At 68.2% G+C, this 18,796-nt stretch carries 19 protein-coding genes and 1 pseudogene; 14 read left to right on the forward strand and 6 right to left on the reverse strand.

Features of this window, described 5'->3' with window-relative positions; all coding sequences use genetic code 11:
* Nucleotides 1-120 precede the first annotated feature (120 nt).
* The 4 genes from B4E96_RS10565 to B4E96_RS10580 form a co-directional block, all read right to left on the reverse strand.
* Nucleotides 121-2,358, reverse strand: a complete 2,238-nt coding sequence (locus B4E96_RS10565) for a heavy metal translocating P-type ATPase (protein ID WP_286957493.1) — start codon at nucleotides 2,356-2,358, stop codon at nucleotides 121-123.
* Nucleotides 2,358-2,570 (reverse strand): heavy-metal-associated domain-containing protein, encoded by a 213-nt coding sequence (locus tag B4E96_RS10570; protein WP_286957494.1) that lies wholly within the window; start codon nucleotides 2,568-2,570, stop codon nucleotides 2,358-2,360. Before B4E96_RS10570 ends, B4E96_RS10565 begins: the two co-directional genes overlap by 1 nt.
* 14 nt (nucleotides 2,571-2,584) lie before the next feature.
* On the reverse strand, nucleotides 2,585-2,950 hold the full coding sequence (locus tag B4E96_RS10575) for a metal-sensitive transcriptional regulator (protein WP_286957495.1): 366 nt from the start codon (nucleotides 2,948-2,950) through the stop codon (nucleotides 2,585-2,587).
* 67 nt (nucleotides 2,951-3,017) lie between these two features.
* The gene (locus tag B4E96_RS10580; RefSeq protein WP_286957496.1) at nucleotides 3,018-4,628 is read right to left on the reverse strand and encodes a succinic semialdehyde dehydrogenase; all 1,611 of its coding nucleotides are present in this window, start codon (nucleotides 4,626-4,628) and stop codon (nucleotides 3,018-3,020) included.
* A gap of 619 nt (nucleotides 4,629-5,247) precedes the next feature.
* Here B4E96_RS10580 and B4E96_RS10585 point away from each other — a divergent pair.
* A complete protein-coding gene (locus B4E96_RS10585) occupies nucleotides 5,248-6,450 on the forward strand; it encodes a cation:proton antiporter (RefSeq protein ID WP_286957497.1) in 1,203 nt (400 codons plus the stop codon).
* A gap of 38 nt (nucleotides 6,451-6,488) precedes the next feature.
* Here B4E96_RS10585 and purB read toward each other — a convergent pair whose 3' ends face one another.
* Entirely contained in the window at nucleotides 6,489-7,910 is a 1,422-nt protein-coding gene (gene purB / locus B4E96_RS10590; RefSeq protein ID WP_286957498.1) for an adenylosuccinate lyase, read from the reverse strand.
* Between the two features lie 15 nt (nucleotides 7,911-7,925).
* On the opposite strand from purB, the gene B4E96_RS10595 reads away from it, so the two are divergent.
* The 7 genes from B4E96_RS10595 (at nucleotide 7,926) to B4E96_RS10625 (ending at nucleotide 14,719) form a co-directional block, all read left to right on the forward strand.
* On the forward strand, nucleotides 7,926-8,126 hold the full coding sequence (locus tag B4E96_RS10595; RefSeq protein WP_259795014.1) for a hypothetical protein: 201 nt from the start codon (nucleotides 7,926-7,928) through the stop codon (nucleotides 8,124-8,126).
* Nucleotides 8,127-8,220: 94 nt separating this feature from the next.
* Nucleotides 8,221-8,637, forward strand: coding sequence for a hypothetical protein (locus B4E96_RS10600; protein ID WP_259844313.1), 417 nt, complete (start codon nucleotides 8,221-8,223; stop codon nucleotides 8,635-8,637).
* On the forward strand, nucleotides 8,634-9,305 hold the full coding sequence (locus tag B4E96_RS10605; RefSeq protein ID WP_259795017.1) for a hypothetical protein: 672 nt from the start codon (nucleotides 8,634-8,636) through the stop codon (nucleotides 9,303-9,305). The genes B4E96_RS10600 and B4E96_RS10605 overlap by 4 nt, the downstream gene beginning before the upstream one ends.
* Nucleotides 9,302-10,825 (forward strand): PE-PPE domain-containing protein, encoded by a 1,524-nt coding sequence (locus B4E96_RS10610; protein WP_286957500.1) that lies wholly within the window; start codon nucleotides 9,302-9,304, stop codon nucleotides 10,823-10,825. The genes B4E96_RS10605 and B4E96_RS10610 overlap by 4 nt, the downstream gene beginning before the upstream one ends.
* A 403-nt stretch (nucleotides 10,826-11,228) precedes the next feature.
* Nucleotides 11,229-12,329, forward strand: coding sequence for a pyruvate dehydrogenase (acetyl-transferring) E1 component subunit alpha (gene pdhA / locus B4E96_RS10615; protein WP_170273889.1), 1,101 nt, complete (start codon nucleotides 11,229-11,231; stop codon nucleotides 12,327-12,329).
* Nucleotides 12,330-13,304 (forward strand): alpha-ketoacid dehydrogenase subunit beta, encoded by a 975-nt coding sequence (locus B4E96_RS10620; protein WP_286957501.1) that lies wholly within the window; start codon nucleotides 12,330-12,332, stop codon nucleotides 13,302-13,304. It begins immediately after the preceding gene.
* Nucleotides 13,305-13,312: 8 nt separating this feature from the next.
* Nucleotides 13,313-14,719: a dihydrolipoamide acetyltransferase family protein gene (locus tag B4E96_RS10625; RefSeq protein ID WP_286957502.1), complete on the forward strand. Its 1,407-nt coding sequence runs from the start codon at nucleotides 13,313-13,315 to the stop codon at nucleotides 14,717-14,719.
* Nucleotides 14,720-14,869: 150 nt separating this feature from the next.
* On the opposite strand, the gene B4E96_RS10630 is transcribed toward B4E96_RS10625, so the two are convergent.
* Nucleotides 14,870-16,015: a hypothetical protein gene (locus B4E96_RS10630; protein WP_286957503.1), complete on the reverse strand. Its 1,146-nt coding sequence runs from the start codon at nucleotides 16,013-16,015 to the stop codon at nucleotides 14,870-14,872.
* 471 nt (nucleotides 16,016-16,486) lie between these two features.
* Between B4E96_RS10630 and rpmB the strand changes: the two genes are divergently transcribed.
* The 6 genes and pseudogenes from rpmB to B4E96_RS10660 all read left to right on the forward strand — a co-directional run.
* A complete protein-coding gene (gene rpmB / locus B4E96_RS10635) occupies nucleotides 16,487-16,723 on the forward strand; it encodes a 50S ribosomal protein L28 (RefSeq protein WP_286957504.1) in 237 nt (78 codons plus the stop codon).
* Nucleotides 16,723-16,893, forward strand: a complete 171-nt coding sequence (gene rpmG, locus B4E96_RS10640) for a 50S ribosomal protein L33 (protein WP_102162444.1) — start codon at nucleotides 16,723-16,725, stop codon at nucleotides 16,891-16,893. The genes rpmB and rpmG overlap by 1 nt, the downstream gene beginning before the upstream one ends.
* Nucleotides 16,894-16,902: 9 nt before the next feature.
* Nucleotides 16,903-17,208: a 30S ribosomal protein S14 gene (rpsN, locus tag B4E96_RS10645; protein ID WP_102162443.1), complete on the forward strand. Its 306-nt coding sequence runs from the start codon at nucleotides 16,903-16,905 to the stop codon at nucleotides 17,206-17,208.
* Nucleotides 17,209-17,268: 60 nt separating this feature from the next.
* Nucleotides 17,269-17,559, forward strand: a complete 291-nt coding sequence (locus tag B4E96_RS10650; protein ID WP_102162442.1) for an HU family DNA-binding protein — start codon at nucleotides 17,269-17,271, stop codon at nucleotides 17,557-17,559.
* A gap of 119 nt (nucleotides 17,560-17,678) precedes the next feature.
* Entirely contained in the window at nucleotides 17,679-18,536 is an 858-nt protein-coding gene (locus tag B4E96_RS10655) for a nitrilase-related carbon-nitrogen hydrolase (protein WP_286957505.1), read from the forward strand.
* Nucleotides 18,537-18,552: 16 nt separating this feature from the next.
* Nucleotides 18,553-18,796 (forward strand): annotated as a pseudogene (locus tag B4E96_RS10660) (hypothetical protein); the annotation flags it as partial.

Below are 18,796 nucleotides of genomic sequence, written 5' to 3' on the forward strand. Positions count from 1 at the left end.
AATCTTTCAATGTCCGGGCAACAGTGCAAGCGGTTTTACATATCCCCGGTGAGTGCGCCCCTCCCCGTAAGTGCGCGCCTCCTCCCTGCGCCCCGGCGGGCATACCCCGGTGGGCGCAGCTCAACGGAAGCGCAGCAGGCGCAGGCTGTTGAGCACGACGAATATCGAGCTCAGCGCCATCGCCGCACCGGCGATCATCGGGTTCAGCAGCCCGAGCGCGGCGATCGGGATCGCAGCGGTGTTGTAGGCGAAGGCCCAGAACAGGTTGCCGCGGATGATCGCCAGGGTCCGCCGGGACAGCCGGATGGCCTGCGGGATCTGTGCGAGGTCATCGCGCACGAGCGTGATGTCCGAGGCCGCGATCGCGGTGTCCGTGCCCGAGCCCATCGCCAAGCCGATATCGGCCTGCGTCAGGGCGGCGGCATCGTTGACGCCATCGCCGACCATCGCCACCGACCGCCCCTCAGCCTGCAGCGCGGAGACCACCTCGACCTTCCCGTCGGGACGGACATCGGCATGCACCTGTTCGATCCCGACCTCGGCGGCGACCGCCTCGGCGACCCGGACGTTGTCGCCGGTGAGCAGGATCGGCTCGAGCCCGAGGCCGCGCAGCTGACTGATTGCAGCGGCCGCAGAGTCCTTGAGCGCATCGGCGACGGCGATGCAGCCGGCGAACCGGCCGTCGATGCCGACGGCGACGATCGTCGCCGGCAGGTCCGGGACCTCGGCGGCGGGCACGTCGATGCCGTGCTCGCGCAGCAGGTCCGGCCGCCCGATGAGCACTGCGTGGGCAGCGCCGGCAGACGCCCCCGTTCCCGAGGCGGTGGTCGCGGTGGCGCGCACCCCGCCGCCGGGAATGTTGGCGAAGTCGGTGACCTCGATCGCCGGAGCGGCCGCAGCAGAGGTGCCGGGCGCACCAGCGGGGGCTGCGTATCCGGCGGCGGCGATGGCCTGGGCGATCGGGTGCTCCGAATGCGCCTCGACAGCCGCGGCGATCGCGTAGTCGTCGTCTGACAGCTGGGACTCGGTCACCTGCATGCGGCCCTCGGTGATCGTGCCGGTCTTGTCGAGCACGATCGTGTCGAGGCTGCGGGTCGATTCCATCACCTCGGGCCCGGAGACGAGGATCCCCAGCTGGGAGCCGCGCCCGGAGGACACCGCGACCGCCGTCGGGGTCGCCAGGCCGAGTGCACACGGGCAGGCGATGATGAGCACCGTCGTCGCGGCGATGAGCCCACCGGACCAGGAGCCTGCCGCCAGGCCCCAGATGAGCAGGGTCGCTGCGGCGATGACGAAGACGATCGGCACGAACACTGCCGAGATCCGGTCGGCCAGCCGCTGCACCGGCGGTTTGCCGGTCTGGGCGCGGGTGACGAGCTCGGCCATCTGCGCCAGCGTCGTCTCCGCACCCACCCGGGTGGCGCGCACCGTGAGCGAGCCGGAGGTGTTGATCGTCGCCCCGGTCACCGTGTCACCGGGACCCACCTCGACGGGCACCGATTCGCCGGTGAGCATCGACTCATCGACCGCCGAATGCCCGCTCACCACCTCACCGTCCGTGGCGACCTTCTCACCCGGGCGGACGCGGAACACCTCGCCGGCGGCAAGCTGCTCGATCGGCACCTCGACCTCACCGTCGGCGCGGATCACCCGCACTTCGCTGGCACCGAGGCTGAGCAGCTCGCGCAGCGCGGCCGTCGCCCGGCCCTTGGCGCGCTCCTCGATGAGCCGGCCGGTGAGCAGGAACACGATGATCGCCACCGCGGCTTCGAACCACACGTGGTAGTCATGCGGGATGTGCCACAGGTGCCCGGCCGCCGCAGCCCGGGCGAGTGCGACGAGTGAGACGACGGTGGCGATGATGACACCGACGCTCACGAGCGTGTCCATCGTCGTCGACCAGCCGCGGGCGGCCTTGTAGGCGGCCGTGTAGAACGGCCACGCACCCCAGGTGACGACCGGCAGGCTCAGGGCGGCGACGAGCCACTGCCAGCCGGGGATCCCCAGGCCCATCCCCATCGAGATGACGACGACGGGCACGCCGAGGATCGCCGAGCCGATGAGCCGCGGGCGCAGGTGCCGCGGATCGTAGTCGATGACCTCCGGGCCGCGGCCGGGTGCGAGCGGGGCCCGCACGCTGGCGCCGTAACCGGCCTTGGCGACGGTGTCGGTCAGCTGCTCGTCGGTCACCGCCGAGTCGACAGTGACGTGGGCGGAGTTGAGCGGCAGATTCACGCTCGCGCTCACCCCGTCGAGCCGGTTGAGCTTCTTCTCGATCCGCGCCGAGCACGCCGCACACGTCATGCCGGTGATGTCGAGGTCGACGGTGCGCGGCTGAACGTCAGCACCGGCGCTCATCAGCGGACCTCGTAACCGGCTTCGTCGACGGCTGATGCGATGGCGAAGGCCGAGAGCTCAGCATCGGATTCGATGCGTACGGTCGAGTCGCCGCCGGCGACCAGGTCGACGTCGACGCTGCGGACGCCGTCGAGTTCGCTGAGCTCGGCCTTCACGGCACGCTCACAGTGCTCGCAGGTCATTCCAGAAACGGTGATGGTGGTGGTGTGCATGGGGTTCTCCCTTCTCAGCTCTTGATGAGCCGGCGGATGGCGGCGGTGGCCTCATCGACTTTGGCGGCCGCTGCCTCCGGGGACTCCTGGGCGGCGGAGACGACGCAGTGGCCCATATGCTCGCGCAGCAGCTCGACCGACACCGAGTGCAGGGCGGCGGTGGCGGCAGAGATCTGCGTGAGGATGTCGATGCAGTAGGTGTCCTCTTCGATCATCCGGCCGATCCCGCGCACCTGCCCTTCGATGCGCTTGACCCGGTTGCGGAAGGCCTGCTTGTCCTTCAGGTAGCCCGGGGGCGCCGAGGTGTCGGCACCGGCTGCCGGGGTGCCCGTGTCCGGGCCCGAGGCGAGGGTTGCGGGGTCCGGGTGCGTCTCTGTCATGCCGCTACTGTATACCCTGCAGGGGTATGTGCTCAAGGGTCGGTGCGGTGTGAGTTCGCTTTCAGCCTCAGCGCATGCGCAGGGCCCGCAGCGCGGCGAGCGCGGTCGTCATCGTGTGCTGGAAGCGCTTCGCCGGCAGCCGGCCGCTGGGGGCCAGCGGGTGCAGCGCCTGCCGCGCGATGGTGCGGGTGCGGGTGAAGGCGAGCAGCGCCTCGGTGCCGTGCCGGTGCCCGAGCCCGGAGTCCTTGATGCCCCCAGACGGTGCTGCGATCGAACCCCACACCGCGGCGAAGGCCTCGTTGATGTTCACCATCCCGGCCTCGACCTGCCGGGCGACCTGCCAGCCGTGGGACGCCGAGGCGGAGATGACGCTGGCATTGAGCCCGACGTCGAGGCTGTTGGCCGCCTCGATCGCCTCGGCATCGGAGGCCACCGGGTAGACGCTGACCACCGGCCCGAAGGTCTCCGCGGCGAAGAGGTCGGCGTCGGATGTGACGTCGGTGAGCACCGTCGGCGCGTACATCCACGGCCCAACCGCCGTGCGCAGGAAGCCGCCGCAGCGCACCGTGGCACCTGCCGCGCGGGCCTGCTCGACATGACCGTGGACCTTCTTCACCTGCGCAGCCGACGTCAGCGAGCCGAGCTCGCGCGAATAGTCGAACGCCGCGCCCTGCCGCAGGGACTCAGCAGCGGAGACGAGCCGATCGACGAACTCCCCGTAGCGTTCGCCGACGACGTAGATCCGCTCGATCGACAGGCACAGCTGCCCGGCAGAGGAGAACGCCCCGCGCACAGCACAGTCCACGGCGGTGTCCATGTCCGCATCGGCGCACACGATCATTGCGTTCTTGCCCCCGAGCTCCTGGACAGCCGGAATGAGCCGGCCGGCCACCGCCTCGGCGACGAAGCGCCCGGCCGCTGTCGACCCGGTGAACGACAGCCCGTCGACCCCGGCCAGCAGCGGTTCGGAGACCTCCTCGACCGCACCGGGCACCAGCTGCCACAGATCGCGCGGCAGGCCCGCTTCAATCGCGAGCCGGCGCACGAGCACCGCTGAGAGCACCGTCTGCGAATCGGGCTTGTGCACCACCGCGTTGCCGGCGATGAGGGAGGCGATGAGGTCGTTGGCGCCCAGGGACAGCGGATAGTTCCACGGTGAGACGAACCCGATGACCCCGAGCGGCGCGTAATCGACCTCGGTGCGGGTCAGCCCGGGCACAGCACCGCGCCGGCGCGTCGCGCGCAGTGTGCGCGGGGCGGCAAGCGCGGTGAATCGGCAGACGTTGTAGGAGTCGAGCACCTCGTCGTAGGCGTGCTGGCGGGCCTTGCCGGTCTCGGCTTGGACGACGTCGAGGAGCAGCTCCTCGCTGCGCCGGATCAGATCGTGCAGGGTGAGGAACACTGCCGCGCGCTCACGCACACTGCGGGCAGCCCACGCCGTCTGCGCGCGTGAGGCGCGGGCGATCGCAGCCTCCACATCAGCGGCGCTCGCCCCGGCGAAAGCCGTCAGCGGCTCACCGGTGAAAGGCAGGTTCGCGATGGTCTGCGCGCCGGTTCCGGCGGCGTCTCGCAGTGGGTCGCCTGCGAGGAATTCACGCAGTCGGGCCGGCAGCTCGATCGGATGGGCAGCCGCCCGGGTGTCGGTCAGCTGGGCGGTCTCCTCGGCGCCTGTGCTCATGTGCCCAGTGTCTCATCCATTTCCGGTGAGGCGGCCGGACTGCGCCCGTGGCCACACCGATCCCAGCCCCAGACTGGGTGACGGTGGCAGGCGGAGGTTGGGTCGCCCCGTATGCGGCCGGCACCGACAGGCTGCCCGCCGTCGTCCGGCCGACCGGCCTCGCCGGCAGCCCCGCTGAGGGACCGAGGAGGTTCAGACCTCGCTGAACGGCTGTGGAGTCCGGGCGCTGCGCCTCGGCTATCACGTGTGCGTCCGGCATGTCAGAGCCGGTGAGCTCGCTGGACACATCGGCCGCATCCACATCGTCGCAGGCGATCAGCTCGCTGGAACCTGAGAGACCTGCCGGGGCTCGGGTGGAACGTCGAAACCGGGATGACCCACCCGGAGCACATCCCTTCTCCGGGGGCTCTCGGCGCCTCAGATGCCTGGCAGCCGTAGGCCGGCATGAGCCCGGGTCAGATGGCACCGTGGCGCGTCTGCTACATCCCTTTTCATGCGTGGCCGATCATCGTGGCGGCCGCGCAGATCGGCTATTGGGTGCGCCGCCGCTGAGGACCGCTGCCGGTCATCGGCGCGGTCGCAGGTAGCGTAGGACCAAGTCGAAGGAGGAAGCAGGTTCATGCACGAGGCTCACATGCTCGTCGACAATCTCCTGTCAATGTGGTGGATCGCGATCGCCGCCGTGTTTGCGCCGATCCTCGCGCTCACTACCAGGCGCGTAGTGCCCGATGTCGTGTGGCTGCTGGTGTTCGGTGTCCTCATCGGGCCGCACGCGCTCGGCCTGGCCGACAGCACCGAGGCGGTTGAATTCCTCCGCGAACTCGGCATCGGATTCCTCTTCCTGCTCGCCGGCTTCGAAGTCAACACCTCGGACATGCGCGGCCGTCAGGGCCGGCACGCGGCAATGACGTGGGGCCTGTGTGCTCTGCTCGGCGTCGGTGCGGGATTCCTCGCGCTCCAGGGTGACTGGCGGGTCGCGATCGTCTTCGGCATCGCCTCCACCTCGACTGCTCTCGGCACGCTGCTGCCGATCCTCAAGGATTCCGGCATGATGGACTCTCCGCTCGGCCGGGCCGCCATGGTCCACGGGGCATACGGCGAGCTGCTGCCGATCGTGGCGATGTCCGTGCTGCTGTCCACCCGCGGCACCTGGCAGGCAGCGCTGGTCCTTCTGTTCTTCGCTGCCGCCGCAGTGGTGACTGTCGCGATCCCGGCGCGGATCTTCCGCCGGATCCCACTGCTCGGACGGGCATTTGGGGCGGCGTCGAACTCGACGATGCAGACAACGCTGCGCGTCACCGTTTGGGTGCTCGTGACCCTCATGCTGCTGACGGCACTGCTGGAACTCGATGTCGCTCTCGGCGCATTTGCCGCCGGGCTCCTCATGAACGCGTCCCTGCGCGCGGCCTCGCCCAGCCACGCCGAGGAGGTCATGCACAAGATCGAAATCGTCGGATTCAGCTTCCTCATCCCGGTCTTCTTCGTCACCAGCGGAATGACCATCGATCTTGCTGCCGTACTCGCTCAGTGGCCGCTTCTCATCGGTTTCGTGATGGTCATCGGATTGGTGCGCGGTTTGCCGGTCTTCCTGCGCGAGCAGCTGACATCGACGCATTCCGAGCTGGGATCGGTCCGTGAGAGGGCAGCACTGGGTTTCTACTCGGCGACCGGTTTGCCCATCATCGTCGCTGTCACCCAGATCGCAGCATCGTCGGGCCTCATTTCCACGACGATGGCCTCGACCATGGTCACCGGAGGAGCGGTGACGGTGCTTGTATTCCCGTTCATCGCCTCTCGTCTCACGCCGCGTCCGGCGGGGTGAGACAGGGGCGGTGAGTCACGGGGTCGTCGTCACCGCGTTCAGCGCGCGACTGCACGCCAGGCGGACACCGCCTCGGCTGCGATCTTGGCGGCCAGGCCGGTGTAGGTCGCCGGGCTGAGCGCAGCGAGGCGGTCCGCGTCCTCCTGCGGCAGCCCGAGGCTGTGGACGAAGGACTGCAGTTCGGCCCGGTCGACGCGGTGCCCGCGGGTGAGGTCCTTGAGTTTCTCGTACGGGTTGTCCATACCCGGCACTCCGGTGAGATAGGCCGCACGCATGACCGACTGGATCGCCTCGGCGAGCACCTCCCAGTTGCTCTCAAGGTCCGCATCGAGGGCGTCGGTGTCGATCGCGAGCTTCTCCAGGCCCTTGACGAGGTTGCCCAGCGCGAGCACCGAGTGGCCGAGCGCCACGCCGATGTTGCGCTGGCTGGTCGAGTCGGTGAGATCGCGCTGCATCCGCGAGGTGACGAGCGTCTCAGCGAGCGTGTCGAGCAGTGAGCAAGAGATCTCGAGGTTCGCCTCGGCGTTTTCGAACCGGATCGGGTTGACCTTGTGCGGCATCGTCGACGAGCCGGTCGCGCCCTCGACGGGGATCTGCTTGAAGTAGTGGATCGAGATGTAGGTCCACAAATCGGTGGCGAGGTTGTGAGCGATCCGGTTGAACCGGGCGATGTCGGCAAACAGCTCCGCCTGCCAGTCATGCGATTCGATCTGCGTGGTCACCGGGTTGAATGTCAGCCCGAGCTTCTCGACGAACTCGCGTGCAAGGGCAGGCCAGTCCGCCTCGGGAACGGTGACCGTGTGCGCAGAATAGGTGCCGGTCGCGCCGTTGATCTTGCCGAGGAACTCGGTGTCGCGGATCCGCTCGTACTGGCGGCGCAGCCGGTGGACGAACACGCCGAGCTCCTTGCCCATCGTCGACGGGGTCGCCGGCTGTCCGTGGGTGTGGGAGAGCATCGGCACCTCGGCCAGCTCGTCGGCCATCGAGGCGAGCTGGTCGATGAGCGCAGCCGCCCGCGGCAGCCAGATGTCCTCGACCGCACCCTTGATGCCGACACCGTAGGAGAGGTTGTTGATGTCCTCGGACGTGCAGCAGAAGTGCACGAGCTCCGAGAGGTCATCAGCACCGATCGACGACAGCGCTTCCTTGATCGTGTATTCGACGGCCTTGACGTCGTGGACGGTGACGGCCTCGAAAGTCGCCAGCTGTTCGATGGTCTCCTGGCCGTAGTTCTCGACGATTCCGCGCAGCTGCGACTTCTCGTCATCGAGGAGTTCGCGCGTGCCGGGCACCACGCGGTTGTCGGCCAGATGGATGAACCATTCGACCTCGACGTGGATGCGGTTGCGGTTGAGCGCGGCCTCCGACAGGTAATCCAGCAGCGGGGCGGCGTCGGCGCGGTAGCGGCCGTCGAGGGGTCCAAGGGCAAGGTCAAGCGAAGAGAGCGATGCGCGAGTCATGGCCCCTATCATCTCATGCGGCGGGTCCGGACGGGACTGCGCGGTGAGCGCGGCGACATCGTCGCTGTCATCGAGACCGTCGCTGAACCGCTGGAGCTGCCCCTCGGGTGTGAAGGCAGCGACGAGACAGCTGATGAGACTGCTGAACGCATCTGCTCCGAGCTGCAGGACAACCTCGCACAGCCGTCGTTCGCGCGGGGTGAGCTGCGCGGCTGACGCCCGGTCCGAGCCGCGTGTGGACGCGCAGGCGTCATCCACACCCCGCGCCCGAGGCGGTGCCCACCATGACAGCGCGGGTGAGACTTCCGGCATGGGTGGACACGCAGGGTACGTCTGGCCGGTGGCCAAGCCGATCGTCGACAAGGCGGTCGGCAAGACCATCGAGGTCGGCAAGGCCGGCAGGGAGTGGGCAGAAGACCAGATCGATGAGCACATCATCGAACCGCATCTCATGCCAGCACTCGAAGGCCTGCTTGCCGATGTCGAACAGTCGCAGGCAGCGTGGATGCGCGTGGCCGAGGAATGCGCCAGAGCCGAGGCGGTGTGCCGGCAATCGGGTTCCGTCGGCTGGGTCTCATCCGCCGCCGAGGTGTTCCGCGAGCGGATCGACGAACACGCCCGTGAGGTCGGGTCACTCGCCACAGAGGCCCAAGCCGTCGTCGAAGCCTACGACCACTACCTCGCTGAGCTGCGCAGCTCACCGGTCGGTCAGGCGCTGGGCCTATGAGCACGCACGCACCCGAGCGCCACGCATGGCTGCCGATCGCCGCTGCAGCTCTCACCTGTCTGGACGCCGCTGACCTGGCACACTGGCCACCGGCCTTCATCCCAGAGCAGCGAGCGCGCACGACTCCGCTCGATGATGCCTCCGCGATCGCTGCCGGTGAGCAGCTGCCGAGCGCAGCGCAGATGGAGGATTGGGTGCGGCAGGCCAGCACCGTGCTGGCCGCCGGACGCCTGCGATGGAGTGTGAGCATCACCCTGGACGAACGAGAGCTCTTCATCGTCGCAGCCCTCCTCGGCCACACCTGTGTGCTGCTGTGCCGCCAGCACACCCCCGATCAACCTGCACCAGCCGGGTTCATCGGCACCACCTGCGCCCCGGCGGAGATCGGCGATGTCATCACGGCTCTCATTCCCGATGACGGGCAGCGCACCGTCACTTGCCTTTTGAGCGATCGCATCGACCCGGTCCGGGCCCGCCGGTGGGTCATCCACGACTGCCCGGACTGCCCGCACGGAGTGAGCGCGCTGCTCGGTGCTGACGTGTGGGAGCAGATGCACGCAGAACTGGGCGGCACCGGATTCCAGCAGTGGATCCGCACCCGCATGGCAGGCGACCTCATCGCCGCCACCGCAGCCCTGGCCGTCGACGAGGAGGAGATCCGGCGATGAGCGACATCCAGGTCAGCGGCGGTGCCGGCGGCATCCACGCCCACCTCAACGACTTCGACCGCACCGCTGAAGTCCTCATCTCCACGGCAGGCGACCTCGGCGCTGTGCTGCGCGGGGCGGCGGCGTCGGACGCCACGATCTCCCGCCTCGTCATCAGCCCACTGGCCATGCCAGCCGCCCTCCAGCTGCAGGGCCGCATCAACGACTTCCTGCTGCGCAGCGGATCGACAGCCGGTTCGCTGCTGCTGACCGCCGGGGCACTGAGCAACAGCGCTGCCGCCTACCGGGCCAGCGAACAGGCAGCAGAGGAGATCTTCTCCCGCGCGGCCACCGCTGCCGGCGTCGCACTCGGCCACATGGCCCGCACCGCCGTCGTCGCCGGAGCCGGGATCGGGCTTGCCGTCGGCGCTGCCGTGCTGACCAACCCCATCACGCTCATCGTCGCCGGAGGTACCGCGCTGCACCTCATCACGACGGGAAAGCACACGGTCCTCGCCGATGCCGCCGGCCGGGAACTGGAGAAGATCGGCACCGCGCTCGCCCACCATCCCGAGTTCGCCCAGCCGCTCATCGAACACGTCCTGCCCGGCTTCATCGGCGGGTTCCTCGGCCTGCCCGGCCCGCTGAGCACCGTCACCGGCCCGCAGTCGACAGAGGATCTCGCCGGGATCATCCTCATCGCCGGCCGTCAGTTCGGTCTGTTCGACTCCACTGACGTCACCGTCACCGGCGGCAAGCACCGGCAGCCGGATCCGCAGCGGGCCACCGCGCCGAAGGACGCCACCGAACTGCTCGAACGCACCCTGGACTCCCACCGCGGCAAGGACAACGGGGATGTGCAGATCGAGAAGATCGTCGACGCAGACGGCGACACCCGCTGGATCATCTACGTCCCAGCCACCACCGACTGGAGCGCGGACCCCAGCCGCAATGGCACAGATATGACGACGAACGTCGAAACCGCAGCCGGATACGACAGCGTCATGCGCGAAACCGTCAGGCAGGCGATCGAGGACGCCGGCATCCCGCCCGGTGACGAGGTGATGATCACCGGGTTCTCCCAAGGCGGCATGACCGCCGCGAGCCTCGCGGCCGACCCGGAGTTCCGCACACGGGTCAACGTCACCGCCGTCATGACCACCGGCAGCCCGGTCGGGGACTTCGACATCCCCGACGGCATCGAGGTGCTCTCCCTCGAACACGCCCAGGACATCGTGCCGACCCTCGACGGCACCGACAACCCGGCCGGGCAGGACAGGACGACGGCCCGGGTCGAACTCGACTACGAGGCGCTGCGCGATCATCCGATGTTCGACGGCAAGACCGATGCGCAGATCGACGCAGCACTCGCCAGCCCCGGATTCGCCCACAACGGGACCCTGTACACCGAGAGCATGGCGAAGCTCCTCGCCTCCGGAGACCCGAGTGTCGACGCGTGGGCCACCGGCAGCGCTGCCGGATTCTTCGCCGGCACGACGACCGCCCGATACTCCTACAAGGGCACGCGAAAGCAGCAGTGACGCACATAACAGAGGGGTTTCTCAGAAGGTTCCCAGCCGACATTTAGTCGGGTGTCCAAGCAATTGTTCGACAACGTCAAAAACCCAGCCCCCACCTCGGCGGCGGCCTACCAGGGACGGGGTGGTGAGCCTACGCTGGAAGCAGGTCGGTGCACGGCCGCGCCACCGCTTCGGAACACCCGTCCGAGGCAATCCGTCAGCTTGGCACACACCATGCGAATCCGTTAGTGTGTGACCACATTGTGAAATGTCTCACTGCCGGGGCTGGGTGCACAACCGCGCCGACCCCACTGGTTCGGACCGCTTCACCGACGAACTCGGTCAGCGGCCACGACGTTAGGAGAACGCCATGACATCGAATATTGCGCAGGGCGCCAGCCCTGATATTGGGTCAGGCCCGCGAATGATCCAGATGCTGACTCCCGAAGGCGAACGTGTCAGCTCGGGAGAATACGACGCTTTCGCTGCAGAGCTCACCGACGAGGATCTGCGCGGTTTCTACAAGGACATGGTGCTCGTGCGCCGCGTCGACGCTGAGGGCAACGCCCTGCAGCGCCAGGGCCAGCTCGGCCTGTGGGCCCCGCTGCTCGGCCAGGAGGCCGCGCAGATCGGCATGGGCCGGGCCAGCCGCCCGCAGGACTTCGTCTTCCCGACCTACCGCGAGCACGGCCTGGCATGGTGCCGTGGCGTGCCGCCGGAGACCCTGCTGGGCATGTTCCGCGGCCAGAACCACTCCGGCTGGGATCCGCAGGCGCTGCGCTTCCACTCCTACACGATCGTCATCGGCTCCCAGACCCTGCACGCCACCGGTTACGCCATGGGCATCCAGATGGACGGCGACGTGGGCACCGGCGACCTGGAGCGCGATGCCGTGTCCATCGCCTGCTTCGGCGACGGGGCGACCAGCCAGGGCGATGTGTCCGAGGCGCTGACCTTCGCCGGCGCTTTCAACGCACCGGTGCTCTTCTTCTGTCAGAACAACCAGTGGGCGATTTCGGAGCCGACCAGCGTGCAGACCCCGGCCCCGCTCTACACCCGCGGTCAGGGCTTCGGCGTGCCCGGCGTGCGCGTCGACGGCAACGACCCGATCGCCATGTACGCCGTCTCCCGCGCCTCGCTCGACTCGGTGCGCGCCGGCCACGGCCCGATGCTCATCGAGGCGTTCACCTACCGGATGGGTGCTCACACCACGGCTGACGACCCGACGAAGTACCGTGACGACGCGGTCACCGAGGAGTGGAAGGCCAAGGATCCGATCAAGCGCCTGCGCATCTACCTGGAGAACGAGACCGACACCGGCGAGGACTTCTTCGCCCAGGTCGACGAGGAAGCTGACGCGCTGGCCGCGCGCATCCGCGAGGCCTGCGTCTCCATGGTCGAGCCGGACGTCTCGGAGATCTTCGACAACGTCTTCGAAGACCCGCACCCGCTCATCGAAGAGGAGAAGGCAGCCTACCTCGACTACCTCGACTCGTTCGCCGACACAGCTGAAGGAGCGCGGTAAATGACGACTCTGGCGCTGTCCAAAGCGATCACCGCAGGCCTGCGCAAGGCGATGGAGGACGACCCGAAGGTCGTCCTCATCGGTGAGGACATCGGAAAGCTCGGCGGCGTCTTCCGCGTCACCGAGGGTCTGCAGAAGGACTTCGGCGAGCACCGGGTCATCGACTCGCCGCTGGCCGAATCCGGCATCGTCGGCACCTCGATCGGCATGGCCGTGCGCGGCTTCCGCCCGGTCGTCGAGATCCAGTTCGATGCCTTCATCTTCCCGGCCTACGACCAGATCGTCACCCAGCTGGCGAAGCTGCACAACCGCACGCTCGGCCAGGAGAACGTCCCGGTCGTCATCCGCGTGCCCTACGGCGGCGGCATCGGCTCCCCGGAGCACCACTCCGAAAGCCCCGAGGCCGTCTTCGCCCACCATGCCGGACTGCGGATCATCTCGCCGTCGACGCCGCATGACGCCTACTGGATGATCCAGGAGGCCATCAAGAGCCCGGACCCGGTCATGTACTTCGAGCCCAAGCGCCGCTACTGGATGCGCGGGGACGTCGACATGGACAACCGCGGCCTCGACGTGCACTCCGCCCAGGTCGTCACCGAGGGCACCGACGTCACGCTCCTCTCCTACGGCCCGCTCATGCCGCCTGCCGCTGATGCGGTCGCTGCTGCGGCCGAGGAGGGCACGAGCATCGAGCTCATCGACCTGCGCTCGCTCAACCCGATCGACTTCGACACCATCGAAGCCTCGGTGAAGAAGACCGGCCGGCTCGTCATCGCGCACGAGGCCCCGGTGTTCCTGGGCCTGGGCTCGGAGATCGCCGCCCGGATCACCGAACGCTGCTTCTTCCACCTCGAAGCGCCCGTGCTGCGGGTCGGCGGATTCCACACCCCGTACCCGGGTTCGAAGCTCGAGCACCACTACCTGCCTGACCTCGATCGCATCCTCGACGGTGTCGATCGCGCCCTCGCCTACTAAGGACCTGCATGTCGAACCTCTTCAACCTCCCCGACGTCGGCGAAGGTCTCACCGAAGCCGATATCGTCTCGTGGAAGGTGGCAGTCGGCGACGCTGTCACCGTCAACCAGATCCTCGTTGAGATCGAGACCGCCAAGTCGCTTGTCGAACTGCCCAGCCCGCAGGCCGGGACCATCTCCGCCCTCCTCGTCGAGGAAGGCCAGACCGTCGAGGTCGGCACCCCGATCATCGAATTCGACGGTGACGGCTCCGGTGCTGGCGGCGGATCCGATGCCGGTGCAGCCGGCGAGCAAGCCGAAGGCGGCCAGGCTGAGAAGTCCGGTGACTCCAGCGATGGCAGCGCCGGCCCGAACCTCGTCGGCTACGGCGTACGTGCGGACTCCTCGAAGCGCCGCCCGCGCAAGACCCAGGCGGCCAAGCCCGCCCAGACCGAGGCACCGTCCCGCGAGGTGCCCGAGGTGCAGGAAGAGCCGGGACAGCCGGCCGAAGCCGCACCGCAGGAGCAGCCCGGCGGTACCGGCGCAGAGCGCCTGAAGGTGCTCGCCAAGCCGCCGGTGCGCAAGCTGGCCAAGAGCAAGGGCATCGACCTGCTCGACGTGACCCCGACCGGTGCCCGCGGTGAAGTCACCCGCGACGACCTGCTGCGCCACATCGAATCCGGCGGATCGGCTGCCCAGCCGGCCACCGCCTCGGCGCCGGCAGCCGGCCAGCAGCCAGCGACCGGAACCGAGGAGCGGATCCCGTTCAAGGGCGTCACGAAGTTCATGGCCCAGGCCATGGTCGACTCCGCCTTCACCGCCCCGCACGTCACCGAGTTCCTCGACGTCGACGTCACTGCGATGATGGAGCTGGTCAAGCGGCTGAAGACGAAGAAGCAGCTCGGCGAGGACGTGCGCGTCTCCCCGCTGCTCATCGTTGCCAAGGCCGTGTGCTGGGCTGCGCTGCGCAACCCGCGGATCAACTCGTGCTTTGACGGTGACGACATCGTCGTCAAGCACTACGTCAACCTCGGCATCGCCGCGGCCACCCCGCGCGGACTCATCGTGCCCAACATCAAGGGCGCCCACGCGATGGGACTGCGCGACCTGGCCCTCGAACTCGGCGAGCTGACCGCCACGGCGCGGGCCGGCAAGACGGCACCGGCCGATCAGGCCGGCGGCACGATCACCATCACCAACGTCGGCGTGTTCGGCGTCGACGCCGGCACCCCGATCATCAACCCGGGAGAGGCGGCGATCCTGGCCTTCGGCCAGGTCCGCAAGCGCCCATGGGTCGTCGATGATGAGATCGTCGCCCGCGACATCACGACACTGGCGGTCTCAGCCGATCACCGGCTCGTCGACGGTGAGGTCATCTCGATGTTCCTCGCCGACGTCGGCCGGGCACTCGAAGACCCGGCGCTCATGCTCATGTGAGTGAGGTGACTCTGCACTGACACAGCGGGCTCGCTCCCTTTTCGGGGCGGGCCCGCTGTCGTGTGTGGGCGCCTGCCGGTCATTGCCGGGGCAGGAAGGTCCAGGGCGCCGGGGACTGAGAAGCTCAGGGCTGCCGGGGGATAGGGAGGCTTACGGGTTCAGCTTCGTTGTGCCCTCGGGGCCTTCGGTGGAGGAGATCTTCTTGGCGAAGCAGTTGTCGCGGTCGATGCCGAGCTCCTGGCACTTGGTAAGTGCGGCCTCCGGGTCGTCATAGGGCTCATTGAGCACGGTGATCCAGTAGGCCTCGAGCCGGAAGCTCGACCACTGCGAGCTGTTGAGCAGCACCGCCTCCGGATGCTGGGCGCGCAGCGCCTCGAACTCCTCCAGGATCGCCTCATCGGTCCACGTCTGCTGCTCGGTCGTCAGGCCCACCTGCTTGGCGCTCAGCTGCACCACCCAGTGCCCGTCGAGTTTCGAGGCGACGGTCGCGTGGTCGTTCTGCGCCAGCTCCTTGAGCTGCTCGGCAGCCGGGACCGAGGTCTCGCCACCGTCGGTGCCCTCTGCGCTGGGCTCCTGGGTCGGCTGGAGGTCCTCATCCGGGCCGAGCAGCGGCAAACCGAGGAACACGGCAACAGCCACGAGCACGGTCGCAGCGATCGCCGCGACAACCGTCATTCCGGTGCGCCGGCGACGGTTGGATGCCGGCGGGCCGGCAGGGCCGGGCGGGCCAGTCGGGGAGTCGTTCTGTGCGATGCGCTGCTCACCGGTGTGGGCGGCGATGTACTCGTAATAGGTCGAGCGGTCATCAGCAGCCGAGGCGCCGGGTGCCGGATGGCCGGCCGAGGCGTCGGCGGGCGTGGTCCCGGCTGGGGGTGCCGACTGTGCCGCTGCGGCCGCGGCTGCTGCGGTGCCTGCCGGCTGCTGGGCCAGCAGCGCGGCCACCGGATAGAACTTCCCGTCCGAGGCCTGATAGTAGTCCTGGCCGTCAGCGGCCCGGTAGTACAGCTGCCCGGCCGGGCTGGACCAGTAGCCCTGCGGCAGGCCCGGATGCGCACCGGCCGCCCCACCGGGGGTGCCGGCCGCCGGTCCGGAGGCGGGCGCGGCGGCGGCCGCGCTGGCAGCCAGGCTCGGCTCGGGTTCGCGATCCCACTTCTCGCTCTGCGCCGGGCGGATGCGCGGGCGCGCCGACTGGGGGGTGGGTTCAGCAGGGTCGGTGCGCGGCGCCTCGGGAGCGGGCGACGGAGGCGGGCTCTGGGGTGAGCCTTCGGGGCGTGGCGGGATGGCCGGCCCGGTCATCGCCGGCCCTTCGAATCACGCCTGCGTGCACCGGATGCAGCATCCTCGCACATGCGAACACTGTCCATGTCCATATACATTGGCAGAGGCTACTATCGAGTTCAACTGAATTTGCCTGCGACGCGCGCGCATCAGTAACATGTTCTCTTGTTGACTCGTCAGACAGCACCGCTGTCCTGATGATCGTGCTCATTGAGCGCTGCACGATAGCTTCGGCCCTCTCTCACAGGCCTCAACGGCTTCAGCGCTGGTGAGACATCACGCCGCTCAAGCGGCGTACACAAACCCTTCACCGGGGTTTCATTCACGCCACCGCAGTGTGTTCCACGGGTGTGCACCGGTCTGACTGCGCAGGCGGTGCATCTGGAATGCAGCACCGGTGACGACGATGTGTTGATGTCTTCGGCGAACCCGCCCCCGCGCCCGCACGGCGCAGCGGATTCCGCCGCTCAAGTGAACTGGAGGAGAGAAATGGCAGCAACCTGCCAGGTGACCGGAGCAGTTCCCGGTTTCGGACACAATGTGTCCCACTCGAACCGCCGCACCAAGCGCCGGTTCAACCCGAACATTCAGAAGAAGCGCTACTACGTGCCCTCGCTGCGCAAGACCGTGACCCTCACCGTGTCCGCCAAGGGCATGAAGGTCATCGACGCACGCGGCATCGACGCTGTGGTGACCGAACTCATTGCTAAGGGAGTGAAGCTCTGATGGCAGCAAAGACCAAGGACATCCGTCCGATCATCAAGCTCAAGTCCACTGCCGGCACGGGCTACACCTACGTCACCCGCAAGAACCGCCGCAACAACCCGGACCGCATCGTGCTGAAGAAGTACGATCCCGTCGTCCGCAAGCACGTAGATTTCCGAGAGGAGCGCTGAGCGCACACAATGGCTAAGAAGTCCAAGATCGCACGCAACAAGCAGCGCGCTGAGATCGTCGAGCGCTACGCCGAGCGCCGCGCAGAGCTCAAGCGCCAGCTTGTCCACCCTGATTCCACCGACGAGCAGCGCGAGGAGGCCCGCCTGGGTCTGCAGAAGCTCCCGCGCGATGCCTCGCCGATCCGCCTGCGCAATCGCGACCAGGTCGACGGTCGTCCGCGCGGCTACCTCCGCAAGTTCGGACTGTCCCGTGTGCGCTTCCGTGAGATGGCACATCGCGGAGAACTGCCCGGAGTTACCAAGTCGAGCTGGTAATCTCTGGTAAGTTCGGTATCGGTGAATCAACCGACCTATGTCCTGAAGGAGGACAACCTTATGGCTAAGAACCGCAGTGAACTCGTTTCCGAGGTGGCCGAGAAGACCGATCTGACCCAGAAGCAGGTGTCGGACGTTCTCGACGGTGTGTTCGAGTCGTTCAGCGAGGTCGTCAAGAACGGCGACAAGCTGACCATCCCGGGCTGGCTGTCCGTCGAGCGCACCGAGCGCGCAGCTCGCAAGGGCCGCAACCCGCGCAGCGGCGAAGAGATCCAGATCCCCGCTGGCTACTCGGTGAAGCTCTCGGCCGGATCGAAGCTCAAGGCAGCTGCCGGCTCGCCCAAGAAGTGACCTCCTCTTCCGGATACGGAACTTCGGGAAGCGCCCGGGACCACGACGGTCCCGGGCGCTTCTGCGTCCACCCCGCCCCGGCTTTGGCCGCCCCGAAGCGCGCGACTACCCTAGAGGGCATGCGAGTTTCTGCGATTCAGCTGGCTTACACCGACCGTGAGGACCAGTCTGCGCGCATCCGCCGGGCCGCCGCCCTGGCCGCCTCCCAGCACGAGGCCGACCTCATCGTGCTGCCCGAACTCTGGTCCGCCGGCGCCTTCGACTACCGCGCCTGGGGCACCCGCGCCGAATCCGTCACCGCCGGACCGACCATCGCCGCGATGGCGGCGATCGCCCGCGAGACTGGCGCCTACATCCACGCCGGATCCATCCTCGAAGCCACCGACGAAGCCCAGGCCCGCCTCGCAGCCGCAGGCGGCGACATCATGGCTCTCGGGGAGATCCCCGAGGGTCAGCGCGGCCTGTACAACACCTCAGTCCTCCTCGACCCCGCCGGCGAGGTGGTCGCCGCCTACCGCAAGATCCACCGGTTCGGGTTCGGTTCAGGCGAGCCGACGCTGCTCGACGCCGGTGAGGACATCGTCACCTGTCCGATCACCGTCGACGGCCGCGAGGTCACCGTCGGCCTGGCGACCTGCTACGACCTGCGCTTCCCGGAGATGTTCCGCGCACTCGTCGACGCCGGGACCGAGGTGGTGGTCGTGCCTGCCGCATGGCCGGCCGCACGTGTCGACCACTGGAGCCTCTTCGCCCGCGCCCGAGCCGCAGAGGACTTCACCGCCCTCATCGCCTGCAACACCTCCGGCTACCACGCCCGCACCCAGATGGGCGGCCGCTCGGTCATCGTCGACGCCGCCGGCGTCGTCCTCGCCGAGGCCGGGCCGGACGCGACCATCCTGTCTGCCCGCATCGACATCGACGCGATCGCCCAGCGCCGCGAGAGCTTCCCGGCGCTGGCCGACCGGCGGCTGAGCTGAAGGCCTGAGCACACACGTGACATCAACGTCTGCACCCTCAACCGGCCGCGCGCACTCCGGCTCCAGCCCGGCCCGCGGATCCGGCCCCGACGTCACTGCAGCCCGCCGGCTGCGACTGGCCGCAATCCCCGGCTTCATCCTCATCGCCGCCGTCTGCGGTGCCTTCGCCCTCGACTTCACCGGTGCGGCCGCACCGCTGCTGCTGAATGACTCCGGTCCGCTCGGCCGGTTCGGCCTGCCGATCGCCGAGTTCCTCTTCA

It is taken from the genome of Brevibacterium sp. UBA7493, assembly GCF_002479565.1.
GTDB lineage: Bacteria > Actinomycetota > Actinomycetes > Actinomycetales > Brevibacteriaceae > Brevibacterium > Brevibacterium luteolum.

Bases quoted from the DNA above. Each gene is read 5' to 3' on its own strand.
- B4E96_RS10595 (WP_259795014.1), top strand. From the start codon at position 7,926: ATGCGGCGGGTCCGGACGGGACTGCGCGGTGAGCGCGGCGACATCGTC.
- B4E96_RS10655 (WP_286957505.1), top strand. From the start codon at position 17,679: ATGCGAGTTTCTGCGATTCAGCTGGCTTACACCGACCGTGAGGACCAG.
- B4E96_RS10605 (WP_259795017.1), top strand. From the start codon at position 8,634: ATGAGCACGCACGCACCCGAGCGCCACGCATGGCTGCCGATCGCCGCT.
- B4E96_RS10650 (WP_102162442.1), top strand. From the start codon at position 17,269: ATGGCTAAGAACCGCAGTGAACTCGTTTCCGAGGTGGCCGAGAAGACC.
- B4E96_RS10585 (WP_286957497.1), top strand. From the start codon at position 5,248: ATGCACGAGGCTCACATGCTCGTCGACAATCTCCTGTCAATGTGGTGG.
- B4E96_RS10630 (WP_286957503.1), bottom strand. From the start codon at position 16,015: ATGACCGGGCCGGCCATCCCGCCACGCCCCGAAGGCTCACCCCAGAGC.
- B4E96_RS10570 (WP_286957494.1), bottom strand. From the start codon at position 2,570: ATGCACACCACCACCATCACCGTTTCTGGAATGACCTGCGAGCACTGT.
- B4E96_RS10600 (WP_259844313.1), top strand. From the start codon at position 8,221: ATGGGTGGACACGCAGGGTACGTCTGGCCGGTGGCCAAGCCGATCGTC.
- rpmB (WP_286957504.1), top strand. From the start codon at position 16,487: ATGGCAGCAACCTGCCAGGTGACCGGAGCAGTTCCCGGTTTCGGACAC.
- rpsN (WP_102162443.1), top strand. From the start codon at position 16,903: ATGGCTAAGAAGTCCAAGATCGCACGCAACAAGCAGCGCGCTGAGATC.
- B4E96_RS10620 (WP_286957501.1), top strand. From the start codon at position 12,330: ATGACGACTCTGGCGCTGTCCAAAGCGATCACCGCAGGCCTGCGCAAG.
- B4E96_RS10610 (WP_286957500.1), top strand. From the start codon at position 9,302: ATGAGCGACATCCAGGTCAGCGGCGGTGCCGGCGGCATCCACGCCCAC.
- B4E96_RS10575 (WP_286957495.1), bottom strand. From the start codon at position 2,950: ATGACAGAGACGCACCCGGACCCCGCAACCCTCGCCTCGGGCCCGGAC.
- B4E96_RS10565 (WP_286957493.1), bottom strand. From the start codon at position 2,358: ATGAGCGCCGGTGCTGACGTTCAGCCGCGCACCGTCGACCTCGACATC.
- B4E96_RS10625 (WP_286957502.1), top strand. From the start codon at position 13,313: ATGTCGAACCTCTTCAACCTCCCCGACGTCGGCGAAGGTCTCACCGAA.
- B4E96_RS10580 (WP_286957496.1), bottom strand. From the start codon at position 4,628: ATGAGCACAGGCGCCGAGGAGACCGCCCAGCTGACCGACACCCGGGCG.
- rpmG (WP_102162444.1), top strand. From the start codon at position 16,723: ATGGCAGCAAAGACCAAGGACATCCGTCCGATCATCAAGCTCAAGTCC.
- pdhA (WP_170273889.1), top strand. From the start codon at position 11,229: ATGATCCAGATGCTGACTCCCGAAGGCGAACGTGTCAGCTCGGGAGAA.
- purB (WP_286957498.1), bottom strand. From the start codon at position 7,910: ATGACTCGCGCATCGCTCTCTTCGCTTGACCTTGCCCTTGGACCCCTC.